Origin of the sequence: Sulfuricurvum sp., from assembly GCF_028688295.1 — a bacterium.
Classification (GTDB): Bacteria; Campylobacterota; Campylobacteria; order Campylobacterales; family Sulfurimonadaceae; genus Sulfuricurvum.
Map to the genome: position 1 here is coordinate 1 of NZ_JAQTYM010000053.1, position 16,741 is coordinate 16,741.

Annotated in this window: 17 protein-coding genes; 10 read left to right on the forward strand and 7 right to left on the reverse strand. The window is 41.4% G+C overall.

Translation table 11 applies throughout. The features are described from left to right. Together PHR02_RS10050 and PHR02_RS10055 are read right to left on the reverse strand one after the other, a co-directional pair. A partial coding sequence (locus PHR02_RS10050; RefSeq protein WP_299991743.1) for a glycosyltransferase occupies positions 1-491 on the reverse strand: 491 nt, incomplete at its 3' end. Beyond that, positions 488-1,666 (reverse strand): FtsW/RodA/SpoVE family cell cycle protein, encoded by a 1,179-nt coding sequence (locus tag PHR02_RS10055; RefSeq protein ID WP_299991744.1) that lies wholly within the window; start codon positions 1,664-1,666, stop codon positions 488-490. The genes PHR02_RS10050 and PHR02_RS10055, both read right to left, overlap by 4 nt. A 215-nt stretch (positions 1,667-1,881) precedes the next feature. On the opposite strand from PHR02_RS10055, the gene flgB reads away from it, so the two are divergent. Genes flgB through PHR02_RS10075 form a run of 4 tightly spaced genes read left to right on the forward strand, consistent with a single transcriptional unit; the run spans position 1,882 to position 4,961 of the window. Then, on the forward strand, positions 1,882-2,313 hold the full coding sequence (gene flgB, locus PHR02_RS10060; RefSeq protein ID WP_299991745.1) for a flagellar basal body rod protein FlgB: 432 nt from the start codon (positions 1,882-1,884) through the stop codon (positions 2,311-2,313). 16 nt (positions 2,314-2,329) lie between these two features. Then, positions 2,330-2,824, forward strand: coding sequence for a flagellar basal body rod protein FlgC (gene flgC, locus PHR02_RS10065; RefSeq protein ID WP_299991746.1), 495 nt, complete (start codon positions 2,330-2,332; stop codon positions 2,822-2,824). 19 nt (positions 2,825-2,843) lie between these two features. Beyond that, positions 2,844-3,146 (forward strand): flagellar hook-basal body complex protein FliE, encoded by a 303-nt coding sequence (gene fliE / locus PHR02_RS10070; protein WP_299991747.1) that lies wholly within the window; start codon positions 2,844-2,846, stop codon positions 3,144-3,146. Between the two features lie 15 nt (positions 3,147-3,161). Next, the gene (locus tag PHR02_RS10075) at positions 3,162-4,961 is read left to right on the forward strand and encodes a penicillin-binding protein 2 (protein WP_299991749.1); all 1,800 of its coding nucleotides are present in this window, start codon (positions 3,162-3,164) and stop codon (positions 4,959-4,961) included. Here the strand turns inward: PHR02_RS10075 and PHR02_RS10080 are convergent. Further along, entirely contained in the window at positions 4,945-5,472 is a 528-nt protein-coding gene (locus tag PHR02_RS10080; RefSeq protein ID WP_299991751.1) for a hypothetical protein, read from the reverse strand. The two genes, PHR02_RS10075 and PHR02_RS10080, sit on opposite strands and share 17 nt — an antisense overlap. 1 nt (position 5,473) lies before the next feature. Then, complete coding sequence (gene panC, locus PHR02_RS10085; protein ID WP_299991753.1) at positions 5,474-6,295, reverse strand: pantoate--beta-alanine ligase; 822 nt, start codon at positions 6,293-6,295, stop codon at positions 5,474-5,476. A 59-nt stretch (positions 6,296-6,354) separates the two neighbouring features. Between panC and prfB the strand changes: the two genes are divergently transcribed. Together prfB and PHR02_RS10095 are read left to right on the forward strand one after the other, a co-directional pair. Continuing rightward, a complete protein-coding gene (gene prfB / locus PHR02_RS10090; protein WP_299991755.1) occupies positions 6,355-7,464 on the forward strand; it encodes a peptide chain release factor 2 in 1,110 nt (369 codons plus the stop codon). After that, positions 7,451-8,203 (forward strand): arginyltransferase, encoded by a 753-nt coding sequence (locus tag PHR02_RS10095; RefSeq protein WP_299991756.1) that lies wholly within the window; start codon positions 7,451-7,453, stop codon positions 8,201-8,203. The genes prfB and PHR02_RS10095 overlap by 14 nt, the downstream gene beginning before the upstream one ends. Here the strand turns inward: PHR02_RS10095 and PHR02_RS10100 are convergent. Beyond that, complete coding sequence (locus tag PHR02_RS10100) at positions 8,180-8,725, reverse strand: cytochrome b/b6 domain-containing protein (RefSeq protein WP_299991758.1); 546 nt, start codon at positions 8,723-8,725, stop codon at positions 8,180-8,182. The genes PHR02_RS10095 and PHR02_RS10100 overlap by 24 nt on opposite strands. Before the next feature lie 135 nt (positions 8,726-8,860). On the opposite strand from PHR02_RS10100, the gene PHR02_RS10105 reads away from it, so the two are divergent. From PHR02_RS10105 to PHR02_RS10115, 3 genes are read left to right on the forward strand one after another with little or no spacing between them, the layout of a single operon-like run. Further along, positions 8,861-10,045 carry a hypothetical protein gene (locus tag PHR02_RS10105; protein ID WP_299991760.1) on the forward strand — a complete coding sequence of 395 codons (1,185 nt, stop codon included), beginning with the start codon at positions 8,861-8,863 and terminating at the stop codon, positions 10,043-10,045. Beyond that, complete coding sequence (locus tag PHR02_RS10110) at positions 10,018-12,549, forward strand: WD40 repeat domain-containing protein (RefSeq protein ID WP_299991761.1); 2,532 nt, start codon at positions 10,018-10,020, stop codon at positions 12,547-12,549. The genes PHR02_RS10105 and PHR02_RS10110 overlap by 28 nt, the downstream gene beginning before the upstream one ends. Next, positions 12,549-13,157, forward strand: a complete 609-nt coding sequence (locus PHR02_RS10115) for a fumarylacetoacetate hydrolase family protein (RefSeq protein ID WP_299991762.1) — start codon at positions 12,549-12,551, stop codon at positions 13,155-13,157. Before PHR02_RS10110 ends, PHR02_RS10115 begins: the two co-directional genes overlap by 1 nt. 2 nt (positions 13,158-13,159) lie before the next feature. Here PHR02_RS10115 and PHR02_RS10120 read toward each other — a convergent pair whose 3' ends face one another. After that, positions 13,160-15,787 carry an HD domain-containing phosphohydrolase gene (locus PHR02_RS10120; RefSeq protein WP_299991763.1) on the reverse strand — a complete coding sequence of 876 codons (2,628 nt, stop codon included), beginning with the start codon at positions 15,785-15,787 and terminating at the stop codon, positions 13,160-13,162. A 114-nt stretch (positions 15,788-15,901) separates the two neighbouring features. On the opposite strand from PHR02_RS10120, the gene PHR02_RS10125 reads away from it, so the two are divergent. Then, positions 15,902-16,501 carry a superoxide dismutase gene (locus PHR02_RS10125; protein ID WP_366141189.1) on the forward strand — a complete coding sequence of 200 codons (600 nt, stop codon included), beginning with the start codon at positions 15,902-15,904 and terminating at the stop codon, positions 16,499-16,501. A gap of 39 nt (positions 16,502-16,540) precedes the next feature. Here PHR02_RS10125 and PHR02_RS10130 read toward each other — a convergent pair. Beyond that, the coding region (locus PHR02_RS10130) for a hypothetical protein (protein WP_299991766.1) at positions 16,541-16,741 on the reverse strand (201 nt) is incomplete at its 5' end.

The window sequence follows — 16,741 nt, forward strand, 5'->3', positions numbered from 1 at the left end:
GCATTTTGGAAATAGCGTTCATTAACCGGATAATCACAATGATTTTGCCCCTCTTCATAGGAGCTGTAAAACCCTTTGGCATACGGTCTGAGCAATCGGTTTAATGTACCAGTAATAGCATTTTGTTCATGGATATACAGAGGTGTCTTACTCATCAGCGCTGCCATTGCCGCAGGTGCTGCTGAAAAACCCCCAACACTGACAACTGCATCAGCTTCAAATTCCCGAATCAGTTCTTTTGAGGTAACTACCGCTTTGAGAATTTTCCATAATGCTCCCAATTTTCCAAACCCTCTTTTGTTGACAACGCCCGTTGTCTCTAAAAAGTGGGTTGCTTCAAAAAGGGTACTCTCTCCAAACCATTGACGATCTTGCCCTGAAGTTGATCCGATAAATATGACACGATGACCTCTGGCTTTAGCCGCTTCAGCGAGGGATAAAGCGATCACCAAATGTCCGCCTGTGCCACCACCTGTAAAGATAAAATTCATTTTTTATCACCTGGTTTATATTTTATTTTTTTGGAGAGCATCAGCACCATCCCTATAGCGACCGATGAAGCTAACATTGCCGAACCACCATAACTCAAGAAAGGAACAGATATCCCCTTGATTGGCGTCAAACCACTGATTCCATACGCATTGACCATAAAGGCAAACGTAATCAAAAGTCCTACTCCCAAACTAAACAGATACGCGGTATCGTTATGGGAGCGATTCGCGATTTTAAAAAGACGATGAAGCAGCGCAATAAAAAGAAATGTCACAAAAAACACTCCTATAAAGCCAAACTCTTCAGAAATACCCGCCAAAACAAAGTCCGTATGCACCTCACTCAGAAATCCAAGCTTAAATGTTCCGCCACCTAAACCGGTACCAAAAATACCTCCATTGTGGATAGCATTGAGTGAATGTCCGATCTGATAAGCCTCTTCTTGGTTTTCAATCCGTAAATGTTGTGCAATCGATTCGGGGAAAAACGCCAAAATTGTACTTTGTGCCGATCCCCACCACGACAAGATACGGTTAATTCGGTGTTCGGATGTCACGATCAATAGAATAAATGCTCCAACGGACCCCAATATCAACGTCATAAAAAATCGAAAACTGCTCCCTGCAAAAAAGAGCATAAATGCCAATGTAAGCGCCAGTACGATCACTTGCCCCAAGTCGTTTTGTAAAATAGCGATCAAAAAGATAGCGATCAAAAAGATAGCCGCGTACGGACTTACCCGCTTAAACTCTTCAATCACCCCTATATTATCGTGGTGACCAAGTTTACGAGAAAAACTCCACGCCAAGAAATAAATAAATCCTATTTTGAAAAATTCCACCGGTGCGAGTGAAAAACCAACCAGTTTAATCCACCGCTTAGCCCCTCCGACTTCACTCACCAGTGATGCGGGTAAAAACGGCATCATAATCATCAGAGCCATCCCACCGAAAAAAAGCCCCAATCCTAGCCGATGTAACCAAATATCAGGATCAAGTCTCGACAAAAACCACATCAACACTATCGATGTTATCCCTACCAATAGCTCACGCAATACAAAATGAAAATTGTTGTATTCCAAAAATATAACGGTGTACACGGAAAGAGTATAGGAACAAATAATTCCTATGGTAATCAATGCAGTCGTTAAAAGAAATAATTTTTTATCAGGCATATTACTACTTATTTAAAACGCTACTTCAGAACACCTTCTGAAATAGCTACGCTAGCCGCTAAGGCACTGAAACTAGCCTCTTTTGAGGCAGAAAATTTTAATAGTTGATGTATAATTTCTAGAAGTATATCGTTCTTTCAGAAAGAGTTCGATAAAAAGGGTGTGGAATATTTTTTGCTTACCTAATAAAAGCTAGAAAATTGAAAGGGTATGTCATGGGATTAACGATTTCTAAAGCTCACGATCTGATGAACGAAGCACTCGACTACCGTGCTGCGCGCCAAGATATGATTGCTGGAAACATCGCCAATGCCGACACACCTTTCTACCGTCCAAGAGACATCCGTTTCGAAGAAACCTTGGCAAAGAAAAGTGCTCAAATTTTCAACGACAAAGGACAAACTCTCCCTATGGCAAAAACGGATGGTATGCATCTAGACGGCACTACCCTTCCAATGGATTTAAAACCAACCACTTTTTTCCGTGATGGTCATATGGCCCGTAATGATGGAAACAGTGTTGATTTGGATGTCGAAACAACAGAACTCTCAAAAAACTCGATGATGTATAATGCGATTATTGCCGCCAAGAAAAAAGGTACCGGTATTTATAAAAGCGTTATCGATGCATCAGCGAAAACTTCTTAACGGCTAAGGGGATACCATGTCATTTTTAAACAGTTTTGATATCAGCGGTTACGGTCTTTCCGCACAACGTGTTCGTGTCAACACCATCAGTTCCAATATTGCCAACGCCCAAACTACCCGTACCAATGAAGGTGGACCTTATCGCCGTCAAGAGGTTGTTTTTAAAGCGGTCAATTTCAATACCGTTTTTAATGACGCACTCGCAAACAGTACTTCAGCATTAAGCTACAGCGATCCGCTCAAAGAGGGATTGGCTGGATTAAAACCTAATCCGGCAATTACCACCGTCGTCGTAGATAAAATCACCCGTGATGACAGTGCACCAAAAATGAAATACGAACCCTCCCACCCTGATGCGGATGCAAATGGCTACGTTGCGTATCCAAATATTAATCCTGTTATTGAAATGGCCGATTTAGTGGAAGCAACACGCTCTTATCAAGCAAACGTAGCCGCTTTTGACAGTGCAAAAAACATGGCTACCAGTGCCATTTCTATGATGCAATCGTAATTTTTAAGGAACTATTTTTATGGCAAATATACAATCGATTAAAGCACTCTCTACTGCCGATCTGCTCGCAAACAAAATTGGCAACTCTGTTGAGAGCAGCTCGACCAATTTCGCTCAAGAGCTTCGCAATGCCCTTGGAGGTGTTAATCAAATGCAAGTCGAAGGGGAAAAGGCGATGAGTGATATCGCTACCGGCAGTGTCAAAGATCTCCATCAAGCGGCTATTGCAATCGATAAAGCTGAAATCAGCATGAAGCTGATGCTCGAAGTACGGAATAAAGCTCTTAGCGCGTACAAAGAAATTACCCGAACGCAAATGTGATTTAGCTCTCATCACATGCGCCATACCAATAAATCAAAAAAAATTCTTGCCCTTTTTCTCGTTCTCATGTTCGGTTTTGTCATTTTTTTGACAGTGATGCTCTATACCGCACTTCACGAAAGAGACATCCCCTCTATCTATTCTGAAGATAACTCAAAAGCACAACGCGGCTCTATTATCAGTGCAGATGGTTTTCATATCGCAACAACGCAAAAACTTTACAAAGCAGTTGTTAACACCCGTAATATTGACCCGGATAAAGAAGAACTCTTTATTCAGCTTTTTAGTATTTACAGTGGACTTGATCCTCAAGAGATTCGCCAACGACTCCATACTCGCAAAGGTTCCGTTACTCTAAGTTACCATATTAGCCCAAAAGAAGCGATGTATCTCAAAACTCTAGCATTTGAATTACGCCGTTTAGGGGTGTTTGTCGAATATGAAACGGCCAACGGTCAACGTGTCTTGCAAGGGCTCAACATCATCGAAAGCGGAGAAGCACGCAAATATCCTTACGGTAAACTCCTTACTCCTCTTTTAGGATATCCACGAAAAATAGAAGAAGAGGGATACACACGTGTTTATGGGATCAAAGGGCTAGAGAAATTTTTCGATGAAGAGCTCAATCCTCAGCAAAACAAAACCCAAAAAGCATTGCGTGACGTTAACGGCTACCTTATTTTAAACAAACAAAGTGATGTCAAACGCCAAATCAACGGCCTCACTGTCAAACTCAATATTCCTGTCATGTTTCAAACACGTGTTGAAGCCGTCACCGACAAAATTAAAGAACAGCTTCAAGCAGATGAAATCATCGCCACCGTTATGGATTCAAAAAGTGGAAAAATCATTGCCCTTGCAAGCTCAAATCGATTCGATCCCAGCCATATTCGTACTTCTGACTACCCATCCTTGAACACTAATGCCATCGAGTACAGCTATGAACCGGGATCAGTTATCAAACCGATTATTTTTGCACTACTCCTCGATCGCGGTCTTATCAACCCCTATGATATGGTTAATGGGCACAACGGCCGTTTTACCATGGGACGTAAAACGATTGTGGACGAACACGCTTTTAGTATGATCAGTGCTGAAGACGTTCTTGTCCACTCCTCCAACATCGGTATTGCACAACTCGCACAGAAACTAAACGGAGCCGAATATACCGAAGGGCTTAAACGATTTGGCTTTACCCATTTTAGCGGCATCGATTTGCCTTATGAAAAACGAGGCTCTATACCCAGTTCCGCACAACTGAACAACTATCTCTACAAAGCAATTACCTCTTATGGGTATGGGATGCGGGCTAACGTCATGCAAATTGTCAAGGCCTACAATGTATTCAATAATAACGGGAAACTCGTCAATCCGATGGTGGTTGAAGCTCTCTATGATGATAATGGGAGAATGATTCCTATGCAGGTACAAAGCCCTGTTCAAGTTATTTCACCCGCTACAGCAGAGCGAATGAAACAAATTTTGATTAAAACAGTCAATGAGGGGACAGGGATCGGGGCAAAAACGCCGGGTCTTGAAGTAGGCGGCAAAACAGGAACCGCTCATATCGCGAAAAAAGGGAAATACGTTAACAGCTACCATACCTCTTTTATCGGATTTGCCAATGATAGTACGCATGCCTATACGATAGGGATCGCTGTTATAGAACCCCGTACAGTTTATTTTGCTTCCATTACGGCTGTCCCGGTCTTTAAAGGGATAGTGGACGTTATGATTGAAGAAAAACTGCTAAAACCTGATCCCATAGCTGCAGCTGCTGCCACGAATGCTCTTGCCCCTATTCACCACCCCTAAGAGCTTTTTGAATCAGTTGTGTCACCTCTTTTTCAAAAAGATACTCTCTTTGAATTCCCCAAACCTCGATAATTGCTTTCCCTTTTACCACCATTTTTCGTTTTGATTGAATGATTCCGAGAAGACGTTTAGCTTCCAGCTTCTTCGGATCGATACAAAATTCCAAGGGAATTGTTTTTTGACTTCCTGAAGGGATCACCAACAAAGTTGCATTCTCTTGCTTGACCTCTCCTAATGCCACCATAGTATCCCCATCATTAAGGGTATACTCAAGTGCGATTACTCGTACATCACTGTGCCATTTATTGATAATTTTAACATCGGTACCGATTCGAAGGATTCCGTTTTCGACCGGTACACCAAGCAATGCCAACACCCCAAACATCACCTCATTGCCTGTATTCTCAAACCGTACATTTCCTTCCGGTTCAATCAGTATATCTTTCCCCATTTTCGGAGCACACCCATGAAAAAGAAGTCCTAGCAGTAAGATTAAAAAAACATTCTTCATCTTACATCCACACATTATCGATCAAACGAGTCGTCCCGACACGTGCGGCAACAAGTACGATAGTATCCCCGATAACTACTTGAGAAAGAGATTGAAACGCTCGATTGACAATTGCAACGTATTCAACCTCTAAAGGTTCTAAAATCCTGCGCATTTGTGCTTCGATAGCATTTGATTCTACCTCACCTCTCATCACCATCTCGGTTGCTTTCTTGAGTGCAGCAGAGAGTTTAAGAGCCTCTTGACGCTGTATACTGTCCAAATAGACATTACGACTTGATAACGCTAATCCATCACTTTCACGTACGGTATCCAAAGGGATAATCATAACATTCATAAAAAAGTTTTCGACCATTTGGGTAATGAGCGCTAACTGTTGAGCATCTTTCTTTCCGAAATAAGCGCGCGTTGGGCGAACTTGATTAAACAGCTTCATCACTACCGTTAACACACCGTCAAAATGGCCTGGACGAGAGGCCCCCTCAAGGATATATCCACGGAGATCAGGGGCACATATTCGTACCTCATCCTCACCATACATCCCAGAGACATCAGGATAAAAGAGAACATCAACACCGCTCAGCTCACAAATTTTAAAATCGGCTTCCTCGCGGCGAGGGTATTTGCTCAAATCTTCCCCCGGTAAAAATTGGGTCGGATTCACGAAAATAGAGACGACAACGGTATCATTCTCACGGCGAGCGGCATCAATGAGGGTTCGATGCCCGATATGAAGCGCCCCCATCGTCGGTACAAAACCAACACTCCCTTTTTTTACTTCAAGTGCCTTACGAAGTTCCAATATACTGCGCGCGATAATCATGCTTTTAGCCTCTATAGAATATAATTGGCATTATAATATATCAGAAGGTATTCCTACTTATGGATCATTACGAATATACCGAATTACTTAAAACGTTGACGATTAAAATGCAAAACGTCACCGATGTTGTCCGTCCTCAAGAAATTAATGCCCGCTTGAATGAAATTACAGCCCTCGAAAACTCCGATGGATTTTGGAACGATGCCGCCAATGCAGGGGTCGTACAAAAAGAGAAAACTCAACTCGAACGTCGTCTTGCCAAATATTCCAAAACATTCAATACCCTCGGTGATGCCGTCGATTTGTATGAAATGGCAAAAGAAGAGGGGGACGAAGAGACCATCGAATCTCTTTTCGCCGATGCGGGAGCATTGGAAAACAATGTCAAATCGATGGAAGTTGAAGTTCTCCTCTCCGGTGAACACGACAGCCATAACGCCATCGTTACTATCCATCCGGGGGCTGGTGGAACCGAGTCTCAAGACTGGGCTTCGATGTTGCTTCGTATGTATACCCGCTGGGCTGAGAGACGCGATTTCACCGTTGAGATACTCGACTACCAAGCGGGCGAAGAGGCAGGAATCAAAGATGCCGCCCTTCTCATCAAAGGGGTAAATGTCTACGGCTACCTCAAAAACGAAAACGGTATCCACCGCCTTGTCCGTATCAGCCCATACGACTCTGCCGCTAAACGTCATACCAGTTTTACCTCGGTCATGGTCTCTCCTGAGCTCGATGATGACATCGATATCGAGATCGAAGACCGCGACATCCGTATCGATACCTACCGCGCATCAGGGGCTGGAGGGCAACACGTCAACAAAACCGAATCGGCGATCCGTATCACCCATATCCCATCAGGGATCGTTGTACAGTGTCAAAACGACCGTTCCCAGCACAAGAACAAAGCAACCGCCTTTAAAATGCTCAAATCCCGTCTCTATGAACTAGAGATGGAGAAAAAACAAGCGGCAGTTGATGGTATCGAAAAAAGTGAAAATGGCTGGGGTCACCAAATCCGCTCCTACGTCTTGGCTCCGTATCAACAAGTCAAAGATACCCGTTCCGGTATCCCTTATTCCAACATCAGTAATATTTTGGATGGGGATATCGATGAAATGATCGAAGGCGTCCTCATCTCTCTTAGCCGCAAAGATGACGACGAATAAAGACATCCTCCTAAAAGAGTGCGCACTCCATGAGCCGTGCTCCTACATTGCGGGAAATACCCAAAGTATCCATTACAAAGTGATCCAAGAGTGTTCAAAAGAACAATGCGAAGCACTCATCTTCCGTGGATGGCGGCGATTCGGATCGATGTATTTTCGCCCCATCTGTTCTGAATGCCGCTCATGTGAAAGTCTTAAAATCGATGCACCGGGTTATACACTGAGTAAATCAGACCGCCGGATTGTACGTAAAAATAGCCATTTAACGACCGTTATTCGTCACCCTACCCTCACCCGTGAACACCTAAGCCTTTTTGATCGCTACCATCGCTACAAGCACCATACGAGAGATTGGGATGCACCCAAAAGCGATCCGAAAAACTACTACGCTTCATTTGTTCAGGGACATGGGGATTTTGGATTTGAAGTGCTCTATTTTGAGGGTGAAAAACTGATTGCCGTCGATCTCATAGATATTCTCGAACATGGGATCAGCTCGCTATATTGCTACTACGATCCAGAGTATAATGCCCAATCCTTAGGACGCTATACCCTTTTACAACAAATCGAATTTGCAAAGCGTCTTAATCTAAAATGGATCTATTTAGGGTATTACGTCGAGGGGTGCCAAAGTCTAGCCTATAAAATAAACTATCAACCCTCATTAGAGCTTCAAGGGAGACCTGAGGAGTATGAAACACCCTCTTGGAAACCCTTAACCGCCACTGATCATTCGTGAAACCAGCCCTTTTTGATCGCTCCGCTCTGCCAAGATAACCCCAGCGATATGAACCGCAACAAAAGCAAAAAGCGCATATCCGATATACATATGGATACCTTCCACCAACTCTTTTGACTCACCGGCAAACTTTAGATAAAGACTCAACCCGCTCAGAGACATCACCGCTAATAAAACATATACCGCCCTGTAGAGCATATATACCCGTTTCATCGATGGGTTTTCATCAAAACCAAACCCATTTTTGAGCACCATCAACACTCTCCATACCAATAAAACAGCAATAGCAATCCCAAAATAAATATGCCAATCCCACATAGGTGAGCGTACCGCTTTTCCAATCATCACCGCTTGTTCATCCGTGATCACCGTTCCCAGCTCAGCGAGTTTAGTTTGTACAATTCCACCGATTTGTTCTTTATGCATTACCGTTTTACGTAATAACACCGTTACGATAATACCAAACATTGAAAAGGCACTCAGCCAATGCCACAGACGAAATGGGGGTGAAAAAGTACGCATCGTTTCTCCTAGAATTATAGTTACAATATGATACTCAAATTATCACGTAGATAGGTTAACTGAATATAAATAACTTTTAACAAATTCATACCAAAAACTATTTATTCGTTATAATTGTCTAAAAAGAGTTCTCCTATGCGATTTATTTATGTTGTTATATTTCTTAGCCTAAATATCCTCTACGGACAATCCTCATCATGCAGTGATCCTCTTTATACACTTCTTCAACAAAAGCAGTCTTCACAATCAACCAATTTACTCAATCTTTTAGAACAATACGAATTAGAACAGTTTCGTGAAAATAATCAAAACTGGTCAATATCTTTGAAACAACTCTGCAAAGAAAACGATTGTGAGTGCCTCATCAATCAGTATCAACAACGGAATGTAGAACTATCTCAAAAATTGCTTAAAACTAAATCTGAATTAAATACTAAAGTCATCAAATTTTCAGGCGAAAATACCGAATGCGGTTTTAATAAATCTTTTCCAAAAAATATGACAATTTTCGCTGCTGGAGCTTACAAAGGGATGAGCTCTAATTATCGCATTGGCGAAAAAGGGGAGAAGGCTTCCGTCTTTCGTGTGATTGTGAATTCTCCAAAACAACCAGTTGCCTTGATTCTTGGTACATACGATACAGCCATATGGGATATTGCTTGGACGGAAGGGACGAAAATTGAAGCTGCTTATGTGATGGGCTACCATACCCAAGCTGTCGCAGGCTTGCCTAAAACCGTTCCAATATCACAGATCAATATTGACAAAAAATACGGCTGTGGAAGTTTTGTCATTAGAGAAGAATCTCTTAGCCAAATCAATCCACTTTCTAACAAACTGTTTCATAAAAATGTCGATCAAGTCTATTATGCAAGTAATGGCTACCTCTATTTAGGCGATCCAATTAGTGAGCAAAAATTACTCTTCACCTCATCAGACACTTCTATACTCTCCTTGCATCGAGCTGATGCACCACTTCAAAAAGATGAAGCACTCTACGATGCAGTGAGCAAAGGCATTTTACGCTCGACTACACCCGAAGATCTCGAAAAATGGAGTGCACAGCTTCCAAAAAATAAAACCTTGCCGACTGTTGTGGCACCTAATCCTGAAAAAAGGAGACCCTTTGTTCATAATGGTTACATGATTCTCAAACCGTTTATCATTCCTGAAGGGCTCTATGGAGGCTACTCTGCAACTTTCTTTCTTGAAAAAGGGGTTCCAATGCCGACTGGAGATCTTGGACACTCTTCACTTTATGATTTCAATACTATGACATGTAAAGGTACAACATGCAATCTAAACGGCTTTGGCTTTTAATCTTACTTTTTTTATTTACTCATCTGCATGCGAATCACGCCGAAGATCAAACCCGTTGTGAACGTGCAAACGGCATTTACGTTTTAGATAAAAAAACACTCTCATGGGGATGCTATACCCTCGCTTACTCCATAGGAGATCGCTCAGAAACGAGTGAGAATCGAAAAAAATGTGAATACTCTGATAAACTATACGGATGGAACGGCTCACAATACGATTGTTTTTTCCCAAAACATTTCATCTCTCAGCCCATTGCTTCAGCGATACCTCCTCAAGCATATACCAATGCCACGCTTGAACGTCGGGCACTTTGTGAACAAAATGGAAATGCTTTTATCTGGAATGGTGAAGAAAATACATGGGCATGCCGCCCTATGGCATACCGTATCAACGATAAAAGAATCAATCCAACCAACCAAAGTTCCTGTGAATCCTACGGTAATCAATATCTGTGGGACGGTAAATATTATCACTGTATCGGCACAAAACCGATTATCCCTCCTACAATAGAAATCAAACCCAATGAAACGCTAGTTCGTCGGGAACAATGTGAAAAAAACGGCGATTTATTTCGATGGAGTGATTCTTCCAATACTTGGGAATGCGTATCCATACATGAACCTAAAACACCGAATGAGACACTTATTCGTCGCGAAACATGCGAACAAAAAGGCGATATTTTCGAATGGAACGGTACTAAAAATCAGTGGGAATGTATCGCCAAACAAACCGCACAAGAACGCAAATTTTTAGAACAGCGTAAACAAGCATGTGAAAATCTAAAAAAAGCTCTTATATGGAATAAAAATGCAAATGACTGGGAATGTCTACCAACATCGACATCCGTATCTGCCATCCCTTATAATGAAGCGCAAGAAAAGCGTGCAATTTGTGAGCAACGAGGCTTTCTTTACCTTTGGAATGGAGTAAACAACGAATGGCAATGTTTTAAACATACCGATACCCTTATCGATACAGATATAAATCCATCTCGCAAAACTCAATGTGATACGTTAGGTTTTTACTATTTAGAATTGGAAAATAAAAAATGGAGTTGTGTGGATGATGTACCAAAACCCGAAAAACAAAACCTTGAACTCACAACTATAAAATCAAAATGCGATAAATACAACGGAACATTAACATGGCAAGAACATAGATGGGTATGCTCTACCAAATCTACCAAAGAAGAAATCGAAAAAGCCCAAACACCATCCTTCAAATCTCCAACACCTATCACTCAAGAAAAGTCACGGTTCAAACTCAATAATCAAAAAATCCAAAGACCCCTCTATTACAATCAGCAAAAGGGTTCAAATATTTTAGAAACTGGAGGTACAATCAGATGGGATATGAGCAATGCAAATGCCATTCAAACCAAACATTTTCCTTTGTCTCGCAATTCGATTGAACATATCCGCTATTTTTCGGATGGCAAAAGAGTTGTATTGACTCAAGGAAATGAAGTTTCTGTTTATGATTTGGAAACACAAAAAGAATTGGCGCATTTTGGTGAAAAAGGGTGGCGTACACACGATACAAGCTCAAATCAAGTCGAACTCTCTCCCGATGAATCTAAGATTATTGCAACAGCAAATTTAGATCGAAATATCATGGTATGGGATATTAATCAGTCCAAACTCGATTATACGATCCCAAATACAAGTGGTAACTCAAATTCATTTCAACTTTCCACAGACGGAAAATACATAATATCACTTAATCGCCTTCCCAATGGAAGCAATACTGATGGCTATGGATGGCGACTAGAAGAAGGAACCATAAGCATATGGAATTTAAAAACTGGAATTTTAGAACGTTCCCTTCCACGGCTTGTAACCACTTTTGCAATCGTTCCAAATTCTAATTTTATTATTCTAGGAGAAAATGACGGTAGCGTTAGTTTGTGGGATATTCGTAATGGTCTTGAACGCTTTAAATTACTTGGACATGAGCAAAGTATCCAAAGTTTGAAAGTTTTACCAAATAATCACCAACTCCTATCTCGGGATCGTCAAAATAATGCTATCCTATGGGACAATATTCAAAATGAACCAAAAGGTACGAAAATGTTCCATGGTATCCCTTATCGAACTACACTTTCTCACAATGGAAATTACATACTTATTCCGCAAGAAGAATACAAAAAAGAGGGAAAAATTCGCCTCCTAAATCTCAAAACATCTCAATACGAATATGAGTTTGCATTTCCGATACATTATGCAATGTTACGCTCCTTTAGTAACGACGATCGGTATTTTTTCCTCTCAACTCCTGAAAATGCCACCAAAGTCTTCGAAACCGCTACAGGAAAAGAGTTAGCAATATTGCAAGCTTATGATAATGGTGAATGGATTATATTAACGCCGCAAGGCTATTTCAATGCCTCACTAAATGGAGATCATTTCATCACCGATTCATCGGGAAAACCCATCGATAATATAACCTACAAAAAATATTTTAATCCTGACGAAGTCAAAAATATATTTAAAGAAGTTCAGTGATGAACACTCTCCTCTTTAACGACACTCTGATAACCCCTTCCAAAGTGATCTGTATCGGACGCAACTACGTCGAACATATTTACGAGCTGAACAATGAAATCCCCTCCTCGATGGTCGTCTTCAACAAGCCCAATTCTGCTATCACCGACACTCTCTGTTTCATTTCGCCTGACACCCGCTTCGAGGGAGAAATCTGTTTTCTTATGATGGAGGGAGCGATAGCGGGGGTGGGATTCGGACTCGATCTCACCAAAGGTGACCTCCAAAATTATCTTAAATCCAAAGCTCTTCCGTGGGAGCGGGCAAAAGGGTTTGACGGCTCTGCCGTTTTAGGTGATTTTGTCCCTCTCACAGTACCCCTCGAATCCCTTCGGATGACACTCCATATCAACGGCGTTTTAGTGCAAGAAGCGACGTATGAGCTCATGATCTACAAACCCCCAGAAATGGTAGAGGAGATAGCACGTTTTATGAGTTTTGAAGATGGGGATATCATCATGAGCGGTACCCCTAAAGGGGTATCAACCTACCACATCGGAGATACATTTATCGGACGCATTTATAGCGAAGATACGTTAGTAATTGAGAGTCAATGGAGTGCACTTTAATGTTACACTTTTTCGCGCATAAGCTCTTCTAGGTTATCGGGGATATTAACAATCTCTTTTATTTTTGTCCCAACTCCCGCTGAAGAGAGCGGCGACTGGGCTAACAAAGCCTCTATATCTCCTTCAAAATCGGCGAGTACAAATTGATCACCCCATATTCTGAAAATCAGATACTCCGGAAATCTCATCACTAAATAATCCGCAAAATCGGAAATAAGCTCATTTCCCCCTTCCCAACCATGTGCTTTATTATAATGATGAAAATCGACCAATGAGATAATCCAAAGTTTATCCGGTTTCGGATGGCGAGACCTTCCATTAAACGTCATCATAAAATAATCTTCATTGTAAAGTTTCGTCAATCGGTCTTTGAAAAAATAGCTCATCCGTTCTTCTTCGAGTGCACTGGAACCCATCTGAGTGATCGACGTATCCACGCTAATATTAGACAGCACCTTTAAAGCAGCATTGACAACGGCCGGATGGTACCATTTTCCGCTCAGTTCATTCAGCTCGATCAACGATTCGTCAACCTCTTTTCGGGGTTTATAAATGCGGTTGGTAGTCATTGCATCAAACGAATCGGCAACTGCCATAATATATCCTAACAGCGATATCTCTCCCCCTTTTTTACCGTAGGGATATCCGCTGCCGTCATACCGCTCATGATGGTCGATCATAATCTCAGCCAGTTCTTTATACAAATGGACGGTAGAGAGAACCTCATATCCGGCTTTGGCATGCTCTTTAATCAATTCATATTCAAGCTTTGTCAATTTTCCGGGTTTCAGTAAGATGGAATCAGGGGTTACAACCTTGCCGATGTCATGCAGTTTTGCCGACTCTACCAATTTTTGGATCTCCTTCTCGGGGAGTTCCATCTCTCTAGCAATTAGCTCCGCATAGTAGGCTACTCTCACCGTATGCCCTGCTGTATAGGTATCACGCTGTTCGATCATATTGACCATGGCATCGATAAAATTTTGGTAACTTTTCAACCGCTCTTCGTGAAGCGTATCAATCTGCAACTGTTGTGTAAATGAATGTAGAGCAAATCCTATATCTCCGGAGAGTTCTTCAATCATTTTCTGCTCTTCGACGCTAAATCCATTTTCACGACCCGTACAAATATTCAATACACCGATCACCTCTTCACTAAAGGTGCTACTTTTGAGCGGCAGTGCATAAATCCCTTTTATGCCGTGGCGTAGAACATTTTCTTTGCACTCATCACTCATTATCGCATCATCCATATCGATGATCATGAGATTTTTTCCCTCTTTGAATGCCATCGTATCGATTGGGGTAAGATTTTTATCCTCTCCCACACCGTAGGCCGCTACAACACTTAACTTACCATTTTTTACCAGAGAAATTTTTGCATTTTTAAACGATTCGTTTGAAGCGAGACAGAGGGTTGCTTTATCGATCAGTTCATCCACCGATCTGGTCGTAATCAACATCTGATTGACATCTGCTACCGTTCGTAAAATACTTCTGAGGTATTTTTCATTTAAATACGCTTCTTCAAGTCGTATACTTTTATCGAACAGATGCTGCGTTTTCTGTCGAACATGCTCCTCCAATGAAGCATTCATAACTTCGAGTTCCCCTCTGGTCTCCCGCAACCGAATATTAATTTTAAGTATATAAAGTGTCACAACAACCGATAGCATTAAAAGCAAGAATGAAATGACAATGTACACACCGTATTGTTCTACAAAATAGACAAATGCATCCGCTTTCATAGATTTATAAGGGCCTAAATCAAGCTCTTTCAGACATTCATGGATGCTTTGATAATCAAGCGGTATGGTCCACCCTAACGCTTTTGAAGTACGTGCCGCTTCTGAATCCGAGGGCATAGATATAAGGGCAACCGCTACCTTCTCTGCCAATTCATCCGAAGTATGTTTTGCGGTAGCTATAGGCCACTCAGGATAGAGTCTGGTACTGGCCTGATAATAGAAATCAGGGTAATTTTGATGATTGATAATCGCAAAATCATTGAGATTTATTTTCCCCTCTGAGGCCATCCGCTCCAATGTATCGGTACGAACGGTACCTGCCTCTGCTTTGCCCTCTAGCACGGCCTTCACTACAGCTTCGTGCGTTCCGTAAAAAGTCACTTTAATCTTATCCGAGTCTATGTTATGGGCTTTGAATTCTCTCAAAGCCATAATCCATCCTCCGAAAGAATCATGATTGACTGCCGCAAAAGGACGGTTTTTAATGTCTTTCAATTCCTGAATCGTTTTATTAGAGATGAGGGTGAACACAACCCCTCCAAATTGGGTTTGAGCTCGAGAGTTTAGATCCATATTTTTAAGTGTAGCGATCCTTGAAATGCCGTAACGGTTTTCCAAATCGACATAGTAGGCAGAATTGGTAATGACAAAATCAATTTTTCTATCACGAAGATACAGGGGGAATTCTTCAAATCGCAGTGGAATGATCTCAAATTCGTAATTGGGAATTTTTGTATTCAAATACTCGGCAGTTGCATCCCACATCGTATGGGTCGATTCATAATTTTTATGCGCCAAAACACCGATATAGACTCTCTCTTTTGCATCTAAAAACAGAGTTAAAAACACTAAAATAGAAATAATATGTACTAAAATCTTCATCCTTTGATTATAGCGAATCCTCCGAATAAATCTACTTTTTTTATTACTTTAATAATTTAGTATCTCATAAGGCTATTTTATTCTATAATAATCTCTTATCCAAACAAGGAGTTTATCATGGCCATCATTTTACCCTCACTACCGTTTGAAAAAAATGAGTTGGAACCTTACATCAGTTCTTTGACACTCGAATACCATTATGGTAAACATCACAATACCTATGTGGTGAATACCAACAACCTGATAAAAGAGACGGAACTCGATACCTTGTCGCTCGAAGAGATCATTCTTCAAACCGCTAATGATCCGACAAAAACTTCCCTCTTTAACAATGCTGCACAAGTGTGGAATCACACCTTCTATTGGAACTCCCTCAAACCAAACGGCGGCGGCCTTCCAACAGGTGAAATAGCCAAAAAAATAGATAGTGATTTTGGAAATTATGACAATTTTGCCAAAGCACTCAAAGAGGCGGCATTAGGTCAGTTTGGAAGCGGATGGGCATGGCTTGTTTTAAAAAATGGAAAATTAAGTATTAGTAAAACATCGAATGCCGATACCCCGATTGCCCATGGCATAAAACCACTTTTATGTATCGATATCTGGGAACATGCCTATTATCTCGATTATAAAAATGGCCGTGCTGACTATGCCGATGCTGTGATCAAAAATTTATTAAATTGGGAGTTTGCAAATACAAATTTAGAAGGATAGAGTGTGCCCCAAACGGGGCAAGAGGAGAAAGAGAATTGCTTAGCTGTTACGCTTTTTGATAATCTCTTCGGCAACGTTACGTGGAACTTCTTCGTAATGATCGAATTCCATAGAGTAACTTGCACGTCCTTGAGTTGCTGAACGAAGGTCAGTTGAGTAACCGAACATTTCAGACAATGGTACGAACGCATCAACAATTTTGTTACCAGAACGGTCACCCATGTTGTTAACTTGTCCGCG

What these genes read in the sequence shown, in the direction of transcription:
- PHR02_RS10055 (WP_299991744.1), bottom strand. Translation starts at nt 1,666, where the DNA reads ATGCCTGATAAAAAATTATTTCTTTTAACGACTGCATTGATTACCATA.
- flgB (WP_299991745.1), top strand. Translation starts at nt 1,882, where the DNA reads ATGGGATTAACGATTTCTAAAGCTCACGATCTGATGAACGAAGCACTC.
- flgC (WP_299991746.1), top strand. Translation starts at nt 2,330, where the DNA reads ATGTCATTTTTAAACAGTTTTGATATCAGCGGTTACGGTCTTTCCGCA.
- fliE (WP_299991747.1), top strand. Translation starts at nt 2,844, where the DNA reads ATGGCAAATATACAATCGATTAAAGCACTCTCTACTGCCGATCTGCTC.
- PHR02_RS10075 (WP_299991749.1), top strand. Translation starts at nt 3,162, where the DNA reads ATGCGCCATACCAATAAATCAAAAAAAATTCTTGCCCTTTTTCTCGTT.
- PHR02_RS10080 (WP_299991751.1), bottom strand. Translation starts at nt 5,472, where the DNA reads ATGAAGAATGTTTTTTTAATCTTACTGCTAGGACTTCTTTTTCATGGG.
- panC (WP_299991753.1), bottom strand. Translation starts at nt 6,295, where the DNA reads ATGATTATCGCGCGCAGTATATTGGAACTTCGTAAGGCACTTGAAGTA.
- prfB (WP_299991755.1), top strand. Translation starts at nt 6,355, where the DNA reads ATGGATCATTACGAATATACCGAATTACTTAAAACGTTGACGATTAAA.
- PHR02_RS10095 (WP_299991756.1), top strand. Translation starts at nt 7,451, where the DNA reads ATGACGACGAATAAAGACATCCTCCTAAAAGAGTGCGCACTCCATGAG.
- PHR02_RS10100 (WP_299991758.1), bottom strand. Translation starts at nt 8,725, where the DNA reads ATGCGTACTTTTTCACCCCCATTTCGTCTGTGGCATTGGCTGAGTGCC.
- PHR02_RS10105 (WP_299991760.1), top strand. Translation starts at nt 8,861, where the DNA reads ATGCGATTTATTTATGTTGTTATATTTCTTAGCCTAAATATCCTCTAC.
- PHR02_RS10110 (WP_299991761.1), top strand. Translation starts at nt 10,018, where the DNA reads ATGCAATCTAAACGGCTTTGGCTTTTAATCTTACTTTTTTTATTTACT.
- PHR02_RS10115 (WP_299991762.1), top strand. Translation starts at nt 12,549, where the DNA reads ATGAACACTCTCCTCTTTAACGACACTCTGATAACCCCTTCCAAAGTG.
- PHR02_RS10120 (WP_299991763.1), bottom strand. Translation starts at nt 15,787, where the DNA reads ATGAAGATTTTAGTACATATTATTTCTATTTTAGTGTTTTTAACTCTG.